This is a genomic window from Neobacillus driksii (assembly GCF_013409995.1).
Taxonomy (GTDB): Bacteria; Bacillota; Bacilli; order Bacillales; family Cytobacillaceae; genus Neobacillus; species Neobacillus driksii.
Genome location: NZ_JACCBX010000010.1, coordinates 230791 through 251433 on the forward strand (window position 1 = coordinate 230791; position 20643 = coordinate 251433).

General features: G+C 39.1%; 25 protein-coding genes and 1 other annotated feature. Of the genes, 21 read left to right on the forward strand and 4 right to left on the reverse strand.

The annotated features are described in order from the left end of the window. The first annotated feature begins 127 nt into the window (after window positions 1-127). The 11 genes from F4694_RS31855 to minD all read left to right on the forward strand — a co-directional run bounded on the left by F4694_RS31855 (window position 128) and on the right by minD (window position 8298). Window positions 128-334, forward strand: coding sequence for a hypothetical protein (locus F4694_RS31855; protein ID WP_218895788.1), 207 nt, complete (start codon window positions 128-130; stop codon window positions 332-334). Window positions 335-339: 5 nt separating this feature from the next. Continuing rightward, entirely contained in the window at window positions 340-675 is a 336-nt protein-coding gene (locus F4694_RS31860; RefSeq protein ID WP_218895789.1) for a hypothetical protein, read from the forward strand. A gap of 222 nt (window positions 676-897) precedes the next feature. Then, window positions 898-1347, forward strand: a complete 450-nt coding sequence (locus tag F4694_RS22280; RefSeq protein WP_179601998.1) for a type II secretion system protein — start codon at window positions 898-900, stop codon at window positions 1345-1347. Between the two features lie 115 nt (window positions 1348-1462). Continuing rightward, window positions 1463-2542, forward strand: coding sequence for a hypothetical protein (locus tag F4694_RS22285; protein WP_179601999.1), 1080 nt, complete (start codon window positions 1463-1465; stop codon window positions 2540-2542). Window positions 2543-2772: 230 nt separating this feature from the next. Then, window positions 2773-3342 (forward strand): Maf family protein, encoded by a 570-nt coding sequence (locus tag F4694_RS22290; RefSeq protein WP_179602000.1) that lies wholly within the window; start codon window positions 2773-2775, stop codon window positions 3340-3342. 44 nt (window positions 3343-3386) lie between these two features. After that, window positions 3387-4076 carry a RadC family protein gene (radC, locus tag F4694_RS22295; protein ID WP_179602001.1) on the forward strand — a complete coding sequence of 230 codons (690 nt, stop codon included), beginning with the start codon at window positions 3387-3389 and terminating at the stop codon, window positions 4074-4076. Window positions 4077-4232: 156 nt separating this feature from the next. After that, window positions 4233-5255, forward strand: coding sequence for a rod shape-determining protein (locus F4694_RS22300; RefSeq protein ID WP_179602002.1), 1023 nt, complete (start codon window positions 4233-4235; stop codon window positions 5253-5255). Window positions 5256-5283: 28 nt separating this feature from the next. Continuing rightward, window positions 5284-6171, forward strand: coding sequence for a rod shape-determining protein MreC (mreC, locus tag F4694_RS22305; protein ID WP_179602003.1), 888 nt, complete (start codon window positions 5284-5286; stop codon window positions 6169-6171). Beyond that, window positions 6168-6686 carry a rod shape-determining protein MreD gene (gene mreD / locus F4694_RS22310; RefSeq protein WP_179602004.1) on the forward strand — a complete coding sequence of 173 codons (519 nt, stop codon included), beginning with the start codon at window positions 6168-6170 and terminating at the stop codon, window positions 6684-6686. Before mreC ends, mreD begins: the two co-directional genes overlap by 4 nt. A gap of 126 nt (window positions 6687-6812) precedes the next feature. Beyond that, on the forward strand, window positions 6813-7493 hold the full coding sequence (gene minC / locus F4694_RS22315) for a septum site-determining protein MinC (RefSeq protein WP_179602005.1): 681 nt from the start codon (window positions 6813-6815) through the stop codon (window positions 7491-7493). A 1-nt stretch (window position 7494) separates the two neighbouring features. Then, the gene (gene minD / locus F4694_RS22320; protein WP_179602006.1) at window positions 7495-8298 is read left to right on the forward strand and encodes a septum site-determining protein MinD; all 804 of its coding nucleotides are present in this window, start codon (window positions 7495-7497) and stop codon (window positions 8296-8298) included. Window positions 8299-8534: 236 nt separating this feature from the next. Here the strand turns inward: minD and F4694_RS22325 are convergent, their stop codons facing one another. The 3 genes from F4694_RS22325 to F4694_RS22335 form a co-directional block, all read right to left on the reverse strand. After that, window positions 8535-8981, reverse strand: a complete 447-nt coding sequence (locus F4694_RS22325) for a hypothetical protein (protein WP_179602007.1) — start codon at window positions 8979-8981, stop codon at window positions 8535-8537. 30 nt (window positions 8982-9011) lie between these two features. After that, window positions 9012-9392 carry an adenosylmethionine decarboxylase gene (gene speD / locus F4694_RS22330; RefSeq protein WP_179602008.1) on the reverse strand — a complete coding sequence of 127 codons (381 nt, stop codon included), beginning with the start codon at window positions 9390-9392 and terminating at the stop codon, window positions 9012-9014. 145 nt (window positions 9393-9537) lie between these two features. Beyond that, on the reverse strand, window positions 9538-11319 hold the full coding sequence (locus tag F4694_RS22335) for a spermine/spermidine synthase domain-containing protein (protein ID WP_179602009.1): 1782 nt from the start codon (window positions 11317-11319) through the stop codon (window positions 9538-9540). Between the two features lie 397 nt (window positions 11320-11716). Here F4694_RS22335 and F4694_RS22340 point away from each other — a divergent pair, with 397 nt between their 5' ends. The 10 genes from F4694_RS22340 to pheA all read left to right on the forward strand — a co-directional run bounded on the left by F4694_RS22340 (window position 11717) and on the right by pheA (window position 19524). Then, window positions 11717-12502, forward strand: a complete 786-nt coding sequence (locus tag F4694_RS22340) for a M23 family metallopeptidase (protein ID WP_179602010.1) — start codon at window positions 11717-11719, stop codon at window positions 12500-12502. Then, a complete protein-coding gene (locus F4694_RS22345; RefSeq protein ID WP_179602012.1) occupies window positions 12495-13361 on the forward strand; it encodes a M50 family metallopeptidase in 867 nt (288 codons plus the stop codon). The genes F4694_RS22340 and F4694_RS22345 overlap by 8 nt, the downstream gene beginning before the upstream one ends. A gap of 84 nt (window positions 13362-13445) precedes the next feature. Beyond that, window positions 13446-14906, forward strand: a complete 1461-nt coding sequence (locus F4694_RS22350) for an Rne/Rng family ribonuclease (RefSeq protein WP_179602014.1) — start codon at window positions 13446-13448, stop codon at window positions 14904-14906. A 48-nt stretch (window positions 14907-14954) separates the two neighbouring features. Continuing rightward, window positions 14955-15036 (forward strand) — a sequence feature (ribosomal protein L21 leader region). A 12-nt stretch (window positions 15037-15048) separates the two neighbouring features. Further along, a complete protein-coding gene (rplU, locus tag F4694_RS22355) occupies window positions 15049-15357 on the forward strand; it encodes a 50S ribosomal protein L21 (protein ID WP_179602016.1) in 309 nt (102 codons plus the stop codon). Window positions 15358-15372: 15 nt separating this feature from the next. Further along, complete coding sequence (locus F4694_RS22360) at window positions 15373-15702, forward strand: ribosomal-processing cysteine protease Prp (protein ID WP_179602017.1); 330 nt, start codon at window positions 15373-15375, stop codon at window positions 15700-15702. 12 nt (window positions 15703-15714) lie between these two features. Beyond that, window positions 15715-16008: a 50S ribosomal protein L27 gene (gene rpmA, locus F4694_RS22365; RefSeq protein ID WP_034674968.1), complete on the forward strand. Its 294-nt coding sequence runs from the start codon at window positions 15715-15717 to the stop codon at window positions 16006-16008. 213 nt (window positions 16009-16221) lie between these two features. Next, window positions 16222-16752 carry a sporulation initiation phosphotransferase B gene (locus F4694_RS22370; protein WP_179602019.1) on the forward strand — a complete coding sequence of 177 codons (531 nt, stop codon included), beginning with the start codon at window positions 16222-16224 and terminating at the stop codon, window positions 16750-16752. A 43-nt stretch (window positions 16753-16795) separates the two neighbouring features. Beyond that, the gene (obgE, locus tag F4694_RS22375) at window positions 16796-18085 is read left to right on the forward strand and encodes a GTPase ObgE (RefSeq protein ID WP_179602021.1); all 1290 of its coding nucleotides are present in this window, start codon (window positions 16796-16798) and stop codon (window positions 18083-18085) included. Window positions 18086-18174: 89 nt separating this feature from the next. Beyond that, window positions 18175-18630, forward strand: a complete 456-nt coding sequence (locus F4694_RS22380; RefSeq protein ID WP_179602023.1) for an ACT domain-containing protein — start codon at window positions 18175-18177, stop codon at window positions 18628-18630. Window positions 18631-18678: 48 nt separating this feature from the next. Then, a complete protein-coding gene (pheA, locus tag F4694_RS22385; RefSeq protein WP_179602025.1) occupies window positions 18679-19524 on the forward strand; it encodes a prephenate dehydratase in 846 nt (281 codons plus the stop codon). A gap of 569 nt (window positions 19525-20093) precedes the next feature. On the opposite strand, the gene F4694_RS22390 is transcribed toward pheA, so the two are convergent. Then, window positions 20094-20633, reverse strand: a complete 540-nt coding sequence (locus F4694_RS22390; RefSeq protein WP_179602027.1) for a transcription repressor NadR — start codon at window positions 20631-20633, stop codon at window positions 20094-20096. Between the last annotated feature and the right edge of the window lie 10 nt (window positions 20634-20643).

The following is a 20643-nucleotide window of genomic DNA, read 5'->3' on the forward strand; positions in this document are numbered from 1 at the left end:
TATTAAATGAAGCAAATATCGTTCCACGATATTTTGCGGAATACCAAATTAGACTTGATATTCCAAAAGTTAAAGAACTTAGTGAGAAACAAGATCGTACTAACGATGAGGAAGGGGGAACCACCCCGTGAACCTCGAATTAACGAAAAAACATATTCTAATCATTGTCTTAAGTGTAATTGTTATTGGTGCTATTACACTTTCAGCCTATTTTCTTTATATCGTTCCGGTGAAGAATAGTGTAGAACAAAAAAAGACTGAGCTTAAGCTATCAAACCAAGAGTTAACGATTCTTCAAAATAAACTTAACAAACAAATGATCAAACGATCTTAAGTACGATGGAATTACAAAAGCAGGTACCTGTGAAAAGATTACTTGATCAGTTGCTCCTTAATATTGAAAAGGCAGAAATAGTCTCGGGTACCAATATAATTGAAATAAAAATAAATGGTACAGAACAAGATGAAGAAATAGAAGTTGTTGTTGAAAAGTCCGATAGCGGTTCCAGCAAACAAAATGGAAATGAAGAAACGAAGACTCAAGAAGACGTAACATTACCTAATGGTATAAAGAAGACATCAATCATTTTAATAGGTGAGGCTGAAAGTTATTTTGACCTTGAAAAGTTTCTTTATGAACTGCAAGAAATGAAACGAACGGTTAAAATTGATTAATTTAGCTTCACAGGACTTGATGAAATTTATTCAGTTGACCAATCTGAACAGTTAATAGATTTTGAAGTTGCCATTTCTGCATATTATTATCCAACATTAGTAGATTTACAAAGCGAGTTACCTCCTCTAGATACACCAAAAGATTCTAATAAGAAAAATCCTGTTAGTGGATTTCCTGATTTAACTGAAAGTGATAAACCATAAATGAATAGGGTTAACAAGATGATTAGGAATAAAAGATTAAATCAAAAGGGTCTTACTCTTATAGAACTTCTAGCGGTGCTGGTAATACTCGGTATTGTTTCTACGATTGCAGTTATTTCAATATCGAGAGTAATAGAGGATGCCAAAGACCGTGCTCTTGTAGGGAAGGCATACGCTTTAAGAGATGCTGCAAATTTATACTTAAAACAAAAGATATTAGACGGTAATGGTCTAACAGAGAATATTACCTATTCAGATTTGTATGATTCTGACTATATCGATGAAATCAAGGACCCTGATACGGGTAGATATCTTTCATCGACAAACCCTTCTTATATACAAGTATCTGGAGAGATGATTACAGGTGTTTGCTTTATAGGAGAAAAAAGAAATCTATGTACCTACAAAGGAGTAACTGGTCCGATTCCAGTGAAAGACTTATCAGTAGAGTTCATTCAAAATAATTAACAAGAAATTTGACGAAAGCATTCGATAACAAGACGACAAAAGTCTTGTTATTTTTTTTTGTCTATATGATAGGATGGTAGAAATTGCTATTGGTAGAGGGAAGGAGTACGAGTTAGTGGACAAGCCGAATCGTGGCAATACCATCAAAATAAAGTTAAATGGAGAAAGCCAAAATTTCACGGAAGAGCCCATTAAGAAGGAACAAGAATCTGGTAAAGATTCTTTTACTAAAGTGATAAACATCGACGAAGATTTCAATGATCAGGATGTTTTTCTTGAGACTGCTGCTGCAAAGGAATCAGTCGATGAAAGCTTTGATTGGATTATACCTGAATCTGCAGAAAACGACATTCAGGAATATAAAGTGGTCAGCAGCCAAAACCAGAAAAAAGGCGGGAAAAAGAAGCCAGTCTCTTTCACAACCTTTTCAATGAAGCGAAATGGTGGCGTGTTAAAATCTATTATTGTAACTGCCGTTTTTGCTATCTTAATTGGGACGAGCTTTGGGGTCCTCATGCTTAAGTTAGTCATTAGTGAAAACAGTAAACCAGCAGTAACTGAGCCAGTGAAAATAGGTAAAGGGTCCGACAAAGGTTCAGAAGCAACCGGTGGTAAGAGTAGTTCTATTGTACTTGCTGCGCAAAATGTGTTTATCGTCCAAGGTGGAGCTTTTACGACCAAAGATGCTGCGTCTGGAGCAGCAAACGAGGCAAAAGGTAAAGGCGCACCAGCTCAAACATTAACAATGAATGATAGAGAATTTATGTTTTTAGGGGTGGCAGACTCTATTGAAACAGCAAAACAAATGGAAGGTCATTATGAAGCAAATGGCTTTGATGATGTACTTCCCAAACAAATATCCATTGCTGAAAAGACAATATCAGATATAAACGAAACTGAAAAAGGTTTCTTAGAAGCGGCTTCAGCTATTTACCAACAACTATCAAAGGTGACTTCTAAGGCCATTGTTTCTGGAAGTATGTCATCAGAAGCTAGTAAAGAAGTCGTAGGGTTTGGTGATCAACTTAGTCAATCGGCAGACAAGCTGAAAAATGAGAAAGTAAAAAATCTTAACAAGGAATTATCGAGTGCGTTGGCGGGTGTAGCAACATTTCAAGAAAAGAAGAGTAAAGATAGTTTGGTTGAAGCACAACAGCATTTATTAAATTATCTAAGTATCTATTATTCATTGTAGTCGACAAAAGCTGATATTTTCCGGGAAATTATCCTTGAATAACGAGCCTGTCTATTTTGGACAGGCCTTTTGTAATGAAATCATAATATTTTGAATTTAATTTCGAGAGATACTTTGCATAATTTGACAAATTTCTTCGAACTTTAATCATATAAAAATTGTTTGCTTCTACAAATTCTGATACGATTATCATGTATCTCCCTAAATGATGCAAAAGGTAAGGTGATGAAATGCAAAACCTCATTTTAGCCTCTTCTTCTCCACGGCGAAAAGAACTTCTAGAAAACCTCCGATTAACATTCACGATCTCAAGCAGTGAAGTAGATGAAAGCTTTGATCCAACGCTTTCTCCAGAGGATGTAGTTATGGATCTTGCCGAGCGAAAAGCACAGGTTATTTTTAAAGAATATCCAGAAGCGTTTGTTATTGGTTCAGACACGATAGTTGTTGCCGAAGGCCAAGTCTTAGGAAAGCCAACTGACGACGCAGACGCAACGGGAATGTTAAAAATGCTTTCTGGCAAAAAACATGAAGTTTATACCGGTGTTTCCATATTGTCTCCAAATGGAACAGCACGTTTTTTTGAAAGAACAGAAGTCTGGTTTTGGGAGTTAACGGACGAGGAAATCAATTTTTATGTACAAAGTGGTGAACCGCTTGATAAAGCAGGTGGATATGGAATTCAGCAGCTTGGAAGTATGCTTGTCAAAAAAATAAATGGAGACTATTTTGCGGTTATGGGCCTGCCCGTCGCAAGAACTTATCGCGAATTAAAGAGGCTAGGCTACCAATTGTCGTGACAGCTATGTAGTTCTTTAACTCCCTATCATAGGGAGGAATTAGAATGTCAACCAATTCATTCATGATTCGTGATTTTCCTCAAGATGAAAGACCAAGAGAGCGATTTATTCAAAATGGTCCAGCCAGTTTATCAAACCATGAATTAATTGCGATCTTACTTAGAACCGGCACGAAGGATGAAAGTGTTCTTCAATTATCGAACCGGCTGCTTACTAATTTTGAAGGCTTACGGCTTTTAAAGGATGCCACCTTAGAAGAAATGACTGAAATCAAGGGGATTGGTCAGGCGAAGGCTATCCAAATTCTAGCCGCTGTCGAAATTGGCAGGAGAATAACGAACTTAAACCATACTGACCGCTATGTGATCCGCTCCCCTGAAGATGGAGCTAATTATGTGATGAATGACATGCGATTTTTATCACAAGAGCATTTTGTTTGTTTGTATCTCAACACGAAAAACCAAGTACTCCATAAACAAACCATCTTTATAGGAAGCTTAAACGCCTCGATTGTACACCCTAGGGAGGTGTTTCGCGAAGCACTGAAACGGTCAGCAGCCTCTATCATATGCCTCCATAACCACCCCAGTGGCGATCCCGCACCGAGCCGTGAGGATATAGAGGTAACTAAAAGACTTGTGGAATGCGGGAAAATGATAGGGATCGATGTTCTCGACCACCTCATTATTGGCGAAAACAAATTTGTCAGCCTCAAGGAAAAAGGATATTTATAATACTATGATTTTTTTAAACGTTGGGATATAATAATGTTTATGATTTTTTAGGACATTTTTCGTGATTATCATATAAATTTACTAGAAAAATTACATGAATAGAAGGTATATTCACTTACCTTTAGCTATTTTCGTATCAGAAAGGGAGATACAACTATGTTTGGAATTGGGACAAGAGACCTTGGTATTGACTTGGGGACTGCAAATACCCTTGTTTATGTAAAAGGTAAAGGGATTGTATTAAGAGAGCCATCTGTTGTGGCGATGCAGACAGACACGAAATCCATTGTGGCGGTTGGTAATGACGCGAAGAACATGATTGGACGTACACCAGGAAATGTTGTTGCGATGAGACCAATGAAGGATGGAGTTATTGCAGACTTTGAAATTACCGCAGCTATGATGAAACATCATATTCGCCAGGCAATTAAAAGTAAGAGTATCTTCTCCGGTAAACCGTATGTAATGGTGTGTGTTCCATCCGGAATAACAGCTGTTGAGGAAAGAGCGGTTATTGACGCAACACGTCAAGCAGGTGCCAAGGACGCTTATACGATTGAAGAGCCATTTGCAGCTGCAATCGGAGCTAACCTGCCTGTATGGGAGCCAACTGGAAGTATGGTAGTTGATATCGGTGGCGGTACAACTGAAGTCGCGATTATTTCTTTAGGCGGAATAGTTACAAGCATCTCCATTCGTGTGGCTGGCGATGAAATGGACGAATCAATCGTTTCTTATATCCGAAAAAATTATAATCTTATGATTGGTGAACGTACGGCGGAAGCGATTAAAATGGAAGTTGGTTCTGCAGGTGACTCTGAAGGAATTGATAATATGGAAATTCGCGGACGTGATTTACTAACTGGTTTGCCAAAAACGATTGAAATCACTGCGAAAGAAATTGGTGTGGCATTAAAGGATACAGTTTATGCGATTGTAGAAGCTGTAAAAAATACATTAGAAAAAACACCGCCAGAGCTTGCAGCGGATATTATGGACCGGGGAATTGTTTTAACAGGCGGCGGCGCCCTTCTTCGAAATCTGGACAAGGTGATTAGTGAAGAAACTAACATGCCTGTTCTTATTGCAGAAAACCCGTTAGATTGCGTAGCAATCGGCACAGGAAAAGCCTTAGACCATATTCAGCTATTCAAAAACAAAGCAAAAGAATCTAGATAAGAATGTAGAAAAATAGAGGTGTATAATCATGCCACAGTTCTTTTTGAATAAACGATTGATCGTTTTGCTGGTTAGCATAATTGTTCTCGTGGCATTGATTGGGTTTTCGTTAAGGGAGAGAAGTAAACTATCCTGGCCGGAGCAGTTCTTAAAGGATACTGCCGGCTTGGTTCAATCCCTGGTCTCAAAGCCTGCTCATTTGGTTGCAGGTTTTTTTGAGAATCTTCAGGACTTGCAAAATACATATGAAGAGAATAAAGAATTAAAATCACGGATGGAGAAACTTGTTAGCCTTGAAGCACAGGTACAGGAGCTGGAAAAGGACAATAAAGAGTTGCGTGATATTCTCGGTGAAGAAGAGACCCTGAGAGATTTTGAACCTTTACAGGCAACAGTAATAGGTAGAAACCCTGATCGTTGGCATGAAATGATTATTATCAATAAAGGGAAAACAGACGGAATTAAAAAAAATATGGCAGTTGTCACGGCACATGGCTTAATCGGCAAGGTGAAAACCGTCAATCAATTTAGCTCAACCGTTCAACTATTGAGTGCGATGGATCCAAAGAATCGAATCTCTGCTATTGTCCAAGGTGACACAAACGTTTTTGGTCTTGTGGAAGGCTATGATGAAGAGAAAAAAGCATTATTAATAAAAGCGATTCCTTCTGGGGTTGAAATTAAAAAGGGACAAAATGTTATCACCTCTGGTCTAGGCGGCGTCTTTCCTCAAGGTTTGCAAATTGGTAAAGTAATTGAGGTTAAGCCTGATCAGTATGGATTGAACCAAACTGCATTAGTTGAACCAGGTGCGGATTTTTACGATTTAGAAAATATCATTGTGATTACCAGAACAATTGCTCAGCCTAGTGAAGCAGATATGGCGGGCGAAGGAGAGGAGGAGGAGGATTTGTGAAGAAATTCCTTCTTCCTCTTTTGTTTCTATTCCTTTTTTTATTAGAGAGTTTGTTTGCTCAATATGCCCCTCCTGAAGTTTTTGGCCGCAACTATATTTTGGCGCCTCATTTTCTGTTCGGAGGTATCTTGTTCCTTGCCATCTATGCAGGCAGAAAATATGGAATCATTTATGCGGCTATTTTTGGACTATTATTTGATATCGTGTGGATTGAAATTATTGGCATTTACCTGTTTCTTTTTCCATTCATTACGTACCTTATTTCGAAAATCATGCACGTCCTTCAGACAAATATCATTGTTGCATTTTTTGTGTCTCTAGTGGGGATTGCCTTGCTGGAATTGGGTGTCTATGAAATGGACTTTTTAATCCATATCACCACACTTGATTTTATGAGTTTTCTTGAAATGCGTTTTTATCCTTCACTCATTTTAAATGCCGCTTTCCTTTTGATTGCTGCGTATCCTTTAAAGCGTCATTTTGAAAGTTTTGCAGAAAGCTTACGAGATGAATAAGATTTGTATTTCTTTTTAAAAAAAGGAGAATACATAAAGCGTGTCGAATTGTATAATAAAAGTGTGTCTATGTGTTTCCAGATGCCGCATGAATGTGTTTCTTATTATTTGAGGTGAGTTTTCTCCATGAAAAAGCGACAAAATGTTACGATAAAAGGTACGAAGGATGGAATTGTCCTTCATCTTGATGATAGCTGTTCCTATGAGGACTTAAAAAAAGAGCTCGATGATAAACTTTCAGCAAATCAAACAACTGAAGGTGAGCGTCATTTAACCCCTGTTAAAGTTGATGTTGGCAACAGGTACTTGAGTGATGCTCAACGTGAAGAAATAAAAAATCTTATTCGGCAAAAAAAGAATTTAGTAGTCGATGATATTGAATCGAATGTGGTCACAAGAGCAGAAGTGGACAAGCTAAGAGCGGAAAACGAAGTTGTTACCGTATCGCGTATTATTCGCTCTGGACAGGTGTTAGAAGTTCCTGGGGATTTATTGCTCATAGGGGATGTGAATCCAGGTGGCACGGTAGTAGCAGGCGGAAATATTTTTATCATGGGTACATTAAAAGGGATTGCGCATGCTGGCGTATTCGGAAATGATCAAGCGGTTATTTCAGCATCAAGTATGCAGCCTTCCCAGCTAAGGATTAGTGACTGTATAAACCGTGCCCCAGATAACGCTCAAAAAACAGAAAAGCGTGAGATGGAATGTGCGTACATCGATGATAACCATCAAATCATCGTAGATAGATTGCAAGTTTTAATAAATTTAAGGCCTAATTTAAATAGATTCGAAGGGGGACATTAATGTGGGAGAGGCAATAGTAATTACATCCGGTAAAGGCGGCGTCGGAAAAACCACGACTTCCGCTAATATAGGTACAGCGTTGGCCCTTCAAGGCAAAAAAGTATGCTTAGTGGATACAGATATTGGCCTTCGGAATTTAGATGTTGTTATGGGGCTCGAGAATCGAATTATTTATGATCTTGTGGACGTGGTGGAAGGTAGATGTAAAATTCACCAAGCACTCGTAAAAGATAAGAGATTCGAAGATTTATTGTATTTGCTTCCAGCAGCGCAGACAGTTGATAAGTCAGCTGTGACGCCAGAACAGATGCACAAACTAATTAATGAGCTTAAGCAAGACTATGATTATATTATTATTGATTGCCCTGCGGGAATTGAACAAGGTTTCCAAAATGCGATTGCCGGGGCGGACCGTGCGATTGTCGTAACAACTCCAGAAGTTTCAGCCGTTCGTGACGCAGATCGAATCATTGGATTACTTGAGAAAGCAAAGACCGTCGAGTCACCGAAGCTTGTGATTAACCGTATTCGAAACCATATGATGAAGAGCGGCGATATGTTAGATGTAGATGAAATCACTACACATTTATCCATTGAGTTAATTGGGATTGTCGCAGATGATGAGGAAGTAATCAAAGCTTCCAATCATGGTGAACCGATTGCCTTAAATCCAAATAGTAAAGCGTCTATTGCATACCGGAACATCGCTAGACGTATTCTAGGCGAATCGATTCCATTGCAACCACTAGAAGATAAAAATAAAAGTGTTTTTGGCAAAATTAAACAATTTTTTGGTGTTAGATAATAGGCAAAAGCCTGTCCATATGGTATGGACAGGCTTTTTTTTGTTATTAATTGGTAGAAAATGTCTAAACGTCCAAAACTATATAAAAATAGTCCAAAACCTCAAGGAAAACGTCCAAAACTACCTGAAAATAGTCCAAAACCTCATGAATATTGTTCAAAACCTCGTGAAAATAGTCCAAATAGCAAGTTCCTAGGTTTAGTCGCACCCCATGTGCATGCGCAGATTGAAATATATTAATATCCAATTAAATGCAAGGTGAGTGACGCTCTATTATATCGCGGTAGTCTACCTCTAGGAGCATAGGTGTCAGCAATAAAGATACCAATTGCATCACCAGCATACAAGTAAGCTTGAACATTTATTCCTGTGATGGTACTTATCCCGTTTGCATCAAAAGTGGAACCTATCAGTGGGTCAGATCCATCATGACGCCGGTTGATATTGAACATCACCGTTTGCTCTTCCTCTAATATGACGGATACATCCGCTGTGATCTGATATACACCTGAATTGTGTACTGTAATACTATTTGAGGCAATATCCGGTCGGGTATTTTGATAGGGTCCAGCTATTGTAAAATCTATTAAATTCCCCGTCACGAGAGGAATAATTTTATCATGGGGCAAATCTTGTTTATATAATGATCCATAAGTAAATGGCTTTACGTTTTTGGTTCTCATATGTTTCCACCTTGGTTTAATAGGCAAAGGTCAATTGCCTAGTTCTTCACACGTAATCGTTTGTGGATAGGAAACTCCTCGAGAAATGGAGTATACCATTGATTGTTTGGAAGATAATTCCTTAATAAGGAATTCTACTTGAGGTGTAAGCTCTAGAGTCCCGCACGTATAAAAGTCTAATGATACATACCTTTCCTCCGGCCAAGTATGAATCGATAGATGAGAAGTGGATAAAACCAGCATTCCTGTTACACCTTGTGGCTCAAATTGGTGGAAGTAAGAGTATAAAATCTCCATATTTGCATCAAGAGCCGCTTTTTTACACATTCCTTCTAAAAATTTGATGTCATTTAAATGAGTCGAATCGCACTCAAATGCGTCAATGATAATATGCTTTCCTTCTTTGCTCAAAGCCTCATCATTCCCTCCGTTTTCCTTTATGGTATGGGATTTACCAAAAAATAAATTGTACGGTTGTCCATGTTTTAAAGAAATAATACCTAAAAAGTTGCTCTACTCGTTGAACAACTCAAGGAGTAGAGTCTTTTTTTGTAGGTTACCTTCGCAGTTCTTGATTATAAATTTCATGTAATTTTAGGTTAGACAAGGTATTCATATGTGAATTTTCCTGGACTGACCGAAATTTTGACGGAAAGACAAATAAAGTCGATAGGTCATCAGGGAGCGTTTGATAAGGGACAGCTACCTTTCTATTGGGCAAATGCAGCTGCTTTTTTGATGCAAGGTGGAATCCCCAATCCCCGAAAGAAGGGACTTCGGTGTGATAACTCCTAACATGCATTCCTGTCCCTTTTAGTGATAACCCAATGCTCCAGTATACAAATGGAGCATATTCTGGTGAATGAGATTGACAGACTAGAATGCCATCTTTCGTAAGAAGATTGGATAATTTCTTAAAAAATTCCACCGTATACAATCGGCTCAATATTTCATCGCCTGGATCTGGCAAGTCCACAATGATGACATCATAAAGTTCCTTTTGTTCTTTTTGAAATACCTGGATATCTTTTTGATGGACGGATACACGCTTATCGTGGAGTGCTCGTTGGTTTAGGTTCGCTACCCTTGGTATATTACTCGCCATGTGAATCATTAATGGATCAAGGTCAACTAGGTCAATATGCTTCACATCTGGGTATTTAAGAACTTCACGAATGGCAAATCCATCGCCGCCGCCGGCAATCAGAATGCGTTCCCGTTTTTGAACCATGGAAAGTGCCGGATGAACAAGTGCCTCATGATAGATTTGTTCGTCTAAAGAACTAAATTGTAGCTGTTTATCTAGATAGAGACGCACATCGCTTGTCTCCAAAACTTTTACACAATCCCCTTTTGTTCCGCCTTCATAAAGTAATCTGTGTGGATTGGAGAGCAGATGATGAAGCTCTTTCGTTTCGTCTTGGTCTTGAATATCCTTTGAATTTGCTGAATAAAGTGTGTGGAGATTTAAGGATCTAATTGAGTTAACCATAGCTTGATTTCTGACTGATCTCACCCGGTTCGAAAAAGTAAACCATGAATAAAAATCTTCAGGAAGTGTACGATTTTGTATATTAATCTTTTTTTCTTTTCCCCATACTAACCGTTTTTTCGCAGCAAGATGAAATCCGCAATCTCCAAACCAAGGAACATTAACATGATAGTTCAGAGTGTACAGGGAAGAACTCTGCAGTGTTTTATCAATACTCCAGAATGCCAACGGATTGTCTTCAGGTGAGGTAGACGTGACAACCAAAATACCGCAATCGGTTAGGAGGTTGGACAATTTTTTGAAGAATTCTTTTGTGTATAATTTACTATCTTGCTTGTTTTCTGGATCTGGTAGTTTTGCGATTATCACATCAAACTGATGCTGACTTGTTTGTAGAAAATCATATATGCTACCCAGGTCTATTTGAACGCGATTATCAAAAAAAGAATTCTCGTTCATTTCGCAAAGTTCAGGTGTTTTCTGGGCTGCTATAAGGGTTTCTGGGGATAAGGATACAAGACTAACGTGACAGACGTCAGAGTATTTGAAAACTTCTCGCAGTGCCAGTCCGCACTCATCCCCGATCATTAATACGCGTTTGTGCTGGTCTGAAAAAACAAATGCCGGATGGACTAGTGCTTCATGATAAATCCGTTCATCCAAGCTATTCCATACTAGTTGATCATTCCGGTATAAACGTATATTTTTTGTTTCTATCAAAAGTACGTCTTGGTATGGACTCTTGCCTTCAAAAATAATGTGGTGAGGACCTTTTAATAATTGCTGTAACTCAATTAAATCGTAAACATCACCACGAAAAGAATCATGTTTGTCACTTGTAGACAAAATCATTCACCTCTATTTATTTAACTTACAGCCATTATATGGATAAGCACTAAAAATTGTGTGGCTTATCCACAAATCCATGAAAGTTTCAGTTAACCATTACTGGATTTATTTTTTTAATTGGTAATATTTGTCTAAATGTCCAAAACGCTATGAAAATAGTCCAAAACCTTATGAAAAATGTCCAAAACCATGTGAAAATAGTCCAAAACACTTAAAAAATGTCCATAACCATGCGGAAGATGTCCAAAATCATTAATTCTCCAAAACTATAACAATAATGTCCAAAGCCACGAAGAAAACATTCTATAACCCTAAATAAATATTCCTAGAGTCATACTCTTAAGGACAACCTCATAGACTTGTACAAAAAGGTCACTAAAGGTTGGTGGGTATAATGCGGTCTACTCCAGAAGAAATACGACGACGAATCGCAAAGCGAAAAAGGGAGCAAGGATCATCAGCAAAAGGTCCAGAACGAGAAATTACCTGGCCGGTGGAGGATGAAAAATACGGTGCGAATCATTTCTCTACCTATGAAGCAGGTAAGGATGATGGCATCCATCCATTATTCAAAAAGGAAGTTTTCATTTTTAAAATCTTGGCATCTGCACTATTATTTCTTGTGATTGCCATTATGTTCCGAGAAAACACAGCAAGCTTTGCTCCAGCAAAGGATTTTGTGTTGAAAACCATGGAGCAGGATTTTAAATTTGCCACCGTATCAAAATGGTACGAGGATCAATTTGGTAAGCCATTAGCTCTTTTGCCGTTTACAGATAAAGAAAAAGGTGGAGAGCAAAACGTGGTCGAGAAAGATCCTGATATACCTGTATTTTCAGGTAAAGTCCTTGAAAATTTTGAGAAAAACGGACAGGGAATTATGATTGAAACAACAAAGGGCGCTACTGTAGAAGCGATGAAAGAGGGAAATGTCATGTTTGCTGGTGTTAAGGAAGATACGGGTAAAACCGTCATCATCCAGCACGCAGATCAGACGCAATCTACCTATGGAAATCTCGATGAAATAAAGGTTAGTTTATATGAATTTATTGAAACGGAAACTGTCGTGGGCACAGCCTCAGAATCAACGGGTGAGGACAAAACAAAGGGTAAGTATTATTTTTCTATTAAAAAAGGCGATGATTTCATCGACCCAATACAGGTGATCCGCTTTGAATAGAGTCATATATTTATTACAACATGTATATATCCATCCTTTGTTATGGTTTGTTATCGCAATATCGATTGCTACAGCACATTTCCTCGAGGTATGCCTTTTGATTGGCATCATTTTCATCCATGAAATGGGGCATGCTGCTGCGGCTTCTTTTTTTTCATGGCGTATAAAGAAAATCACCCTCCTCCCCTTTGGTGGGGTGGCTGAAATGGAGGAGCACGGGAACCGGCCGTTAAAGGAAGAGGCAATTGTTGTCCTCGCAGGACCTGCTCAGCACATTTGGATGGTGACATTAGCTTTCGGGCTATTCAACTTTGAGCTAATTCCTGAAGATATGTTTCAATTGTTTTTTCACTACAATCTTATGATATTTATCTTTAATCTGTTTCCCGTCTGGCCGCTTGACGGAGGAAAGTTGATTTTCATGTTTCTTTCCTTAAAAAAATCATTTCCCATAGCTCACCGATTAACATTAATCATTTCTTTTTTTAGCGTTGGAATCTTTTCGGTAGTTACGCTCCTAGCCGCTCCGCAGCAACTAAACGTCTGGATTATCGTAGGCTTCTTATTATTTTCCCTTTATCACGAGTGGAAGCAACGCCGCTACATCTTTATGAGATTTTTACTTGAGCGCTACTATGGTAAAAAAAGCGACCTTCAAGCTCTTAAGCCCATCCAAGCCAATGAACAGGATTTGCTCATTGACGTTTTAGAAAAATTCCAACGGGGCTGCAAACACCCGATTATTGTTGAAAGTGACGGCAAAGAAAAAGGGATGCTGGATGAGAATGAATTGCTGCATGCCTATTTTTCAGAAAAACGGTTAACGGATAAAATCAGTGACCTTCTCTTTTCTTACTAATTAGGTATAATATAAAATATTAGAAAAAAGGCTCCAGCCCATAGGCGGTGAAGCTGGATTAGCCTAAAAAGTGAGGACGAAGGTTTGGAAAAGTTAATCATAAATGCAATGTCGAATGAAAAGAGATTTGCTCTTGTAAGTAACAACACAGTTGAAAATATTATTTTTGACCGACCAGAGCAGCGATCTTTGGTCGGTAATATTTATTATGGGACCGTGACTAAGGTTTTGCCTGGTATGAATGCAGCCTTCATAGATATTGGAGAAGAGAAGAACGCCTATTTACATCGTGATGTGCTCACGTCGTATGTTTTATCACCGGAACGAACGATTGATAAAGAAAAGAAAAGTGTATCCTCCTTTGTTCATCAGGGAGAAAAGTTATTAGTACAAGTAGATAAGGATGCAACAGGCGTTAAAGGTGCTAGAGTGACAGGCATTATTGAAATCCCTGGGGACAACCTTATTTATATGCCTCAAGGTCGCTATGTGGCAGTCTCTAAAAAAATTGTTGATGAAAAGGACGATCTTCGCAGTTTTGGTATGAAATTGAAAGGTGAAGAGGAAGGCCTAATTTTTCGTACTTCAAGTACCTCAACCACTCAAGAGGAAATGGAAAAGGAACTAAGTACTTTACGAAGCCAGTATACCGAACTATTGGAGAAAGCAGCGTCTTTTAAAAAGCCGGCGATCCTATATCAGAAAGATACCTTTACCGAATTAGTTCTTGAGTCCATCAAGAATATGTCATCGGGTGAGGTGTTTGTTGATGAACTTTCATTAAAACAACAAATACAATCGAAAAACCCTAATCTAAAAGTTACTTATTATAATGGGAAAGAAAATATCTTCACCCTTCATCGGATTGAGCATGAAATTGATAAAGCACTAAAGCGAATCGTCTGGCTCGACAATGGTGCCTATTTAATTTTTGATGAAACCGAGGCTTTAACGATAATCGACGTTAATACCGGAAAATTCTCCGGTAAAAATGATTATCAGGATACAGTGGTAAAAACAAATTCCCTAGCTGCAATTGAGACTGCCCGTCAGCTGAAACTGCGTGATATTGGCGGAATCGTCCTAATTGACTTTATTGACATGAAAAACGAGAAGGACAAACGTTACATACAAGATATGATTGAGAAGGAATTCCAGAAGGATGAAACTAGGACCAAAATCATCGGTTTTACCTCACTTGGTATCCTGCAGTTAACCAGAAAGAAAACAAAGGTCTCGCTCTCAGAAGCCCTTCAGGAAAAATGCCCAGCTTGCGATGGAACAGGAAAAATATTAAGTGCAGAGACAATAGCATTCCGCCTAGAACGCGAATTGTTAGAACATCGAAGTTCTGATGCAGAAGCAGTATTAGTTGAAACAACCATAAAGGTTAAAGAGGCTATCGAACCACATCTCGAAATGGTAGAAGAATGGCTGCAGTTTAAAGTATTTTTCTCGATTCAGTCATCTGCGACACATTACTATGTTATAAAACAATTTGGGAATAATGCCGAAATAGCGAAAAAAGCCAGAGAACCTTATTGACACTTTCGCCTATACCATGATAAAATTATCGATGTTATGTTTGTAGCACCCGTGCTACAACCGCACATCACAGGTATTAAGTCTAATGCTCAAAGCTTAGCGCCTGTATATGGCGAGTCTGAGTTTATAAGGAGGTGCAAGTATGTACGCAATTATCGAAACAGGTGGTAAGCAATTGAAAGTAGAAGCTGGTCAAGCTATCTACATCGAGAAGCTTGATGCTGAAGCAGGCGAAACAGTTACATTTGATAAGGTTTTATTCGTTGGTGGAGATAACGTGAAAGTAGGTAGCCCATTAGTTGAAGGCGCTACTGTAACGGCTAAAGTTGAAAAACAAGGTCGTCAAAAGAAAATCATCGTTTTCAAATACAAAGCGAAGAAAAACAACCGTAAAAAGCAAGGTCATCGTCAACCATACACTAAAGTTGTGATCGAAGCGATCAACGCGTAAGGTGTTGGGCAATAGATGATATCTATTACAATTAATCGTTCTGAATCCGAATCAATTCAATCCTTTATAATAAGTGGTCATGCATTCTTCGCCGATCGAGGAAAGGATATCGTCTGTGCAGGCGCATCCGCAGTATCCATCGGCGCAATCAATGCTGTACATGCCTTAACAGGTGTGACTCCAGAGATTGAACAGGGAGATGGCTTTCTCCGCTGTGTTGTTCCAGATAGACTTCCGGAAAACATAAATGAGAAAGTTCAGCTTCTTCTAGAAGGTATGATTATATCATTACAAACGATTGAAGAAGAGTACGGAGAACACATAAAAATAACCTTCAAAAAGTAGGAGGTGGAATACATGTTATTAAAATTAGATCTTCAGTTGTTTGCATCTAAAAAGGGAGTAGGTTCTACAAAGAACGGACGTGACTCTATCGCAAAGCGCCTTGGTGCTAAGCGTGCAGATGGTCAATTCGTAACTGGTGGTTCAATCCTTTACCGTCAACGCGGTACAAAGATTTACCCAGGTGAAAACGTTGGCCGTGGCGGTGACGATACTCTATTTGCGAAAATCGACGGCGTTGTAAAATTCGAACGTTTAGGTCGTGACCGTAAAAAAGTGAGTGTTTATCCAACAGCTCAAGAAGCGTAAGCTTTCAGTGAAAACTCTAACCTGATTGGTTAGGGTTTTCTTTTTTAAACAATGAGGAAAAATTATCCAATAAAAACTCCAATTTGATCTCCCAAAAGTAGCCTCATAATACCTCAATTGGAAAACATTCACGCAAAAGTGCTTACTCATGTGAACTTTTTTGATATACTAACAGAAAATAGTCTTTTCGACACGTAGGCTAGGAGTGCGATTATGGAAAAAGAATGGGATATCGTTGAAGTGCTGCGGCACTCACGACATGATTGGCTGAATAGGCTGCAGTTAATCAAAGGGAACTTGGATTTAAATAGAATTGACCGGGCGAAAGCATATATAAATGAAATTGTAATCGAAGCACAGCATGAATCGAAGCTGTCGAATTTTCATTTGCCTGGATTTGCCTCCTTGCTTTTAAAATCAAATTGGGAGAATCATTTATTTCAGCTTGAATATGAGGTTCTTAACGATTTAGAGGCAGTGGAAATAAATGATGACATTCTTTCGAATTGGACAAAATCCTTCTTTATTTGTTTAGATCAGGCGATTGAGGCCTTTCAAGAAAATCATTTATCAATAACAATTCAACCGGAATCAAATGGAGTTCGTTTCTTTTTTGATTTTAGCGGAATAATAATAAAAAAAGAACTGATTGAACAATTCCTGATCTCCTCGGAAATCGAAGTGACGGTCAAGGAATTCTCAGAAAGCGAATTAGGATTAGAAATCTATATGCCTGAGGTATAGGGTGAAATCTTGGTTCGCCATCAGTCAAATCAGGAGGATTCACATGTTTGTCGATCAAACGAAGATATACGTAAAAGGCGGAGACGGCGGTAATGGAATGGTCGCGTTTCGCCGTGAAAAATATGTTCCAATGGGCGGACCTGCTGGCGGAGACGGCGGTAAGGGTGCCGATGTAGTTTTTGAAGTAAATGAGGGCTTGCGTACGTTAATGGATTTCCGTTATCAACGTCATTGGAAAGCGCCGCGTGGTGAACATGGTATGTCCAAAAATCAGCACGGGAAAAATGCCAAAGATATGATTGTTAAGGTACCACCAGGCACAGTAGTAATGGATGCAGAAACAAAAGAAGTCATTGCCGATCTAGTTGAGAATGGTCAGCGTGCCGTCATTGCCAAGGGAGGTCGTGGAGGTAGAGGAAATTCTCGCTTTGCGACACCTTCAAACCCTGCGCCAGAACTTGCTGAAAATGGAGAACCAGGACAAGAGCGCGATGTTATCCTCGAGTTAAAACTGCTTGCAGATGTTGGACTCGTTGGATTTCCTAGCGTTGGAAAATCAACATTATTATCAGTCGTTTCTTCAGCAAAACCAAAAATAGCTGAATATCATTTCACAACGATTGTCCCTAATCTTGGGATGGTTGAAACAGAGGACAATAGAAGTTTTGTTATGGCCGACCTTCCAGGATTGATTGAAGGTGCGAGTGAGGGTGTTGGACTAGGACATCAATTCTTACGTCATATTGAACGGACACGGGTTATCGTTCATGTAATCGATATGGCTGCGATGGAAGGACGCGATCCTTATGAGGATTATCTGACTATCAATAAAGAGCTAGAAGAGTATAACTTACGTTTAACGGAACGTCCGCAAATTATTGTTGCAAATAAAATGGACATGCCGGAAGCAGAAGAAAATTTACAGAAATTTAAAGAGCGTTTAGAAGAGGACTTTCCGATTTTCCCAATTTCTGCTTTATCAAGAAAAGGCTTAAGAGAGCTATTATATGCGATTGCTGACAAGATCGAGGAGACTCCAGAATTTCCGCTTGATCATGAAGAAGAGGAAACAGGAGTTAATCGCGTACTTTATAAACATGAGGCAGATCCTGAGGCTTTCTATATCACAAGAGAACCAGACGGCTCATTCGTTATTCAAGGGGAAAAGGTTGAAAAATTATTTAAGATGACCAATTTCCAAACGGAGGAATCTGTTCGTCGTTTTGCTAGACAGCTTCGTGGTTTAGGGGTGGACGAGGCTTTACGGGCAAAAGGTGCAAAAGATGGGGATACCGTTAAATTATTAGACTTCGAATTTGAATTTGTTGACTAGATACGAACATGTCTTTGAGAAATTATAGCCAGAGCGCCCCGATTTCGTAACACGGGCGCTTATGCTTTTCAAATCGGGTGGGTAGAAAGATGAAAAATGAAAAATTTGATAAAAAATTTTACTTAATTAGAGAAGACGTCTTGCCTGAAGCGATGAAGAAAACACTTGATGTGAAGGAAATGCTCGAAAGGGGTAAGGCTGAGTCTATTTGGGATGCGGTGCAGCAAGTAGACTTAAGCAGAAGTGCCTATTATAAATATAGGGACACGGTATTTCCATTTTCCACGATTGTAAAGGAACGATTAGTTACGCTCTTTTTTCATCTTGAAGATCGTTCAGGTACTTTGTCTAAGCTTCTTAGTGTAGTTGCTTCTTCTGGCTGCAATGTGTTAACCATTCATCAAACGATTCCATTGCAAGGAAGGGCAAACGTGACACTTTCGTTGAATACCACCGAGATTTCTACAGATATAGATGAACTGCTTTTAGAATTACGTAAGCTTGAATTCGTAGAAAAAGTTGAAGTGCTTGGAACAGGCGCATAATGGATTTTTTTACAACAGAGAGATTTTTGTTAGGGAGTGTGTGGAGTCATGAAAGTTGGTTTTTTAGGACCAAAGGCAACCTTTACCGAATTAGCGGTGAAGAAGGTTTTTCCTGGATTTGAGCTTGAACCATATCGGACCATTCCTGAATCCATGGATGCGGTTGTCAGTGAAAAAGTGGAACTAGCCGTTGTTCCTGTTGAAAATACCCTTGAAGGTACAGTAAATATTACATTGGATTACCTAACACATGTGGTTCAATTACCGATTGTCGGTGAAATTACCATTCCAATTAAACAGCATTTGATGGTTCACCCGGATAATCAAGAAATATGGCAGGATGTTACTAAGGTGTACAGTCACTCGCATGCCATTGCACAGTGTCATAAGTTCTTACATAATCAGTTTCATGGGGTACCTTATGAAAGTGTCAGCTCGACTGCTGCGGCAGCGAAAATGGTAATGGACCACCCAGAACAGCGAATTGCCGCGATCGCCAATGAATTGGCTGCTGAAGAATATGGATTATCTATTGTTCAACGCGACATTCATGATTTTGATCATAATCATACTCGCTTTTTTGTCTTATCTGAAAAGGGGATTAATTTTGAGGAGTTTAGTGGTTCATCCCATTATAAAACTACTCTAATGGTCACACTTCCGACGGATAAGGCTGGAACGCTCCATATGGTACTATCAGCCTTTGCTTGGCGAAAAATAAACCTGTCAAAAATTGAATCAAGACCTATGAAAACAGGTATTGGCAATTATTTCTTTATTATTGATTTGGAAATGAAACTTGATGACGTTTTAATTCCAGGTGCAATGGCCGAGCTCGAAGCACTTGGCTGCGGCGTTACATTGCTAGGAAGCTATCCTTCGAAAATGGTTTAATTGAAATTAAAGTACCGGGCAAATGCTCGGTACTTTTTTGCAATTTAGTGGTTGAGGTATGTATGTATTGATCCTTATTCGAGAAATTGCACTTGCAGAGCCCTGATTGAGGACAAATCCTGGGGTGACTAAACCGAGATTAGTCCTCAAGAGCCCTTATTGGGTACAAATCATGAGGTGACTAAACCGAGATTAGTCCTCAAGAGCCCTGATTGAGTACAAATCATGAGTTACCTAAACAGAGATTAGTCCTCAAGAGCCCTGATTGAGTACAAATCATGAGGTGACTAAACCGAGATTAGTCCTCAAGAGCCCTGATTGAGTACAAATCATGAGGTGACTAAACTGAGATTAGTCCTCAAGAGCCCTGATTGAGTACGAATCATGAGTTACCTAAACTGAGATTAGTCCTCAAGAGCCCTGATTGAGTACAAATCATGAGTTACCTAAACCGAGATTGGACCTCAAGAGCTCTATTTGAGTATCAAATCCCAAGTTCCGAAGCGGAGAATAGTCCTTGAGAGTAAAAAAGGCAGCCAATCATATGATTGGCCACCATTCTATTGCGTCTAGTATTCAATTAAAAAGCCAGCTTCCTTCAAAGCGGCTTCGGTTTTGTCTAAGGTTTGAACAGAAGAAGCAGCAATCGTATGAAGATGAATCCCGCCTGTTAATTCCGATAATAACGCAGCCTTCGTCTTATAGATGTTATCTAAGAATTGTTTTACCTCTTGGCGATTGGATACCATGATCGAGGCTGTTAAATCTCCGTAAACCGCATGCTCGATTTTAACATCCTTTACTAATACACCATGATCCACCATTAAATTTAGCTCTTTTTCTGTGTCATCAGGTGAGTGCCTGCAAGCAATCGTTCTTTCATATGTTTGTGTGCCTGTGTTTTGCTTAAAATATAAATAGCCTTGACTTGTTGCGATGATCGGCTCCTCTTTTGCTTTTAGGAGTGTAATATCCCCGACAATTACCTGCCTGCTTACATTTGTTCGTGTTGCTAACTCGCTTCCTGTAAGCGGTACAGGGCTGTCTTTTAGCAGCTGCAGGATGAAAGCTCTCCTTTCATCGCCAAGAATCTTTTTTTGTTCAGCCATAAGTACCTCC

Coding starts and splice junctions, on each gene's coding strand:
- F4694_RS31860 (WP_218895789.1), top strand. CDS start 340: ATGGAATTACAAAAGCAGGTACCTGTGAAAAGATTACTTGATCAGTTG.
- F4694_RS22280 (WP_179601998.1), top strand. CDS start 898: ATGATTAGGAATAAAAGATTAAATCAAAAGGGTCTTACTCTTATAGAA.
- F4694_RS22290 (WP_179602000.1), top strand. CDS start 2,773: ATGCAAAACCTCATTTTAGCCTCTTCTTCTCCACGGCGAAAAGAACTT.
- radC (WP_179602001.1), top strand. CDS start 3,387: ATGTCAACCAATTCATTCATGATTCGTGATTTTCCTCAAGATGAAAGA.
- F4694_RS22300 (WP_179602002.1), top strand. CDS start 4,233: ATGTTTGGAATTGGGACAAGAGACCTTGGTATTGACTTGGGGACTGCA.
- mreC (WP_179602003.1), top strand. CDS start 5,284: ATGCCACAGTTCTTTTTGAATAAACGATTGATCGTTTTGCTGGTTAGC.
- minC (WP_179602005.1), top strand. CDS start 6,813: ATGAAAAAGCGACAAAATGTTACGATAAAAGGTACGAAGGATGGAATT.
- F4694_RS22325 (WP_179602007.1), bottom strand. CDS start 8,981: ATGAGAACCAAAAACGTAAAGCCATTTACTTATGGATCATTATATAAA.
- F4694_RS22340 (WP_179602010.1), top strand. CDS start 11,717: ATGCGGTCTACTCCAGAAGAAATACGACGACGAATCGCAAAGCGAAAA.
- rplU (WP_179602016.1), top strand. CDS start 15,049: ATGTACGCAATTATCGAAACAGGTGGTAAGCAATTGAAAGTAGAAGCT.
- F4694_RS22360 (WP_179602017.1), top strand. CDS start 15,373: ATGATATCTATTACAATTAATCGTTCTGAATCCGAATCAATTCAATCC.
- rpmA (WP_034674968.1), top strand. CDS start 15,715: ATGTTATTAAAATTAGATCTTCAGTTGTTTGCATCTAAAAAGGGAGTA.
- F4694_RS22370 (WP_179602019.1), top strand. CDS start 16,222: ATGGAAAAAGAATGGGATATCGTTGAAGTGCTGCGGCACTCACGACAT.
- obgE (WP_179602021.1), top strand. CDS start 16,796: ATGTTTGTCGATCAAACGAAGATATACGTAAAAGGCGGAGACGGCGGT.
- F4694_RS22380 (WP_179602023.1), top strand. CDS start 18,175: ATGAAAAATGAAAAATTTGATAAAAAATTTTACTTAATTAGAGAAGAC.
- pheA (WP_179602025.1), top strand. CDS start 18,679: ATGAAAGTTGGTTTTTTAGGACCAAAGGCAACCTTTACCGAATTAGCG.
- F4694_RS22390 (WP_179602027.1), bottom strand. CDS start 20,633: ATGGCTGAACAAAAAAAGATTCTTGGCGATGAAAGGAGAGCTTTCATC.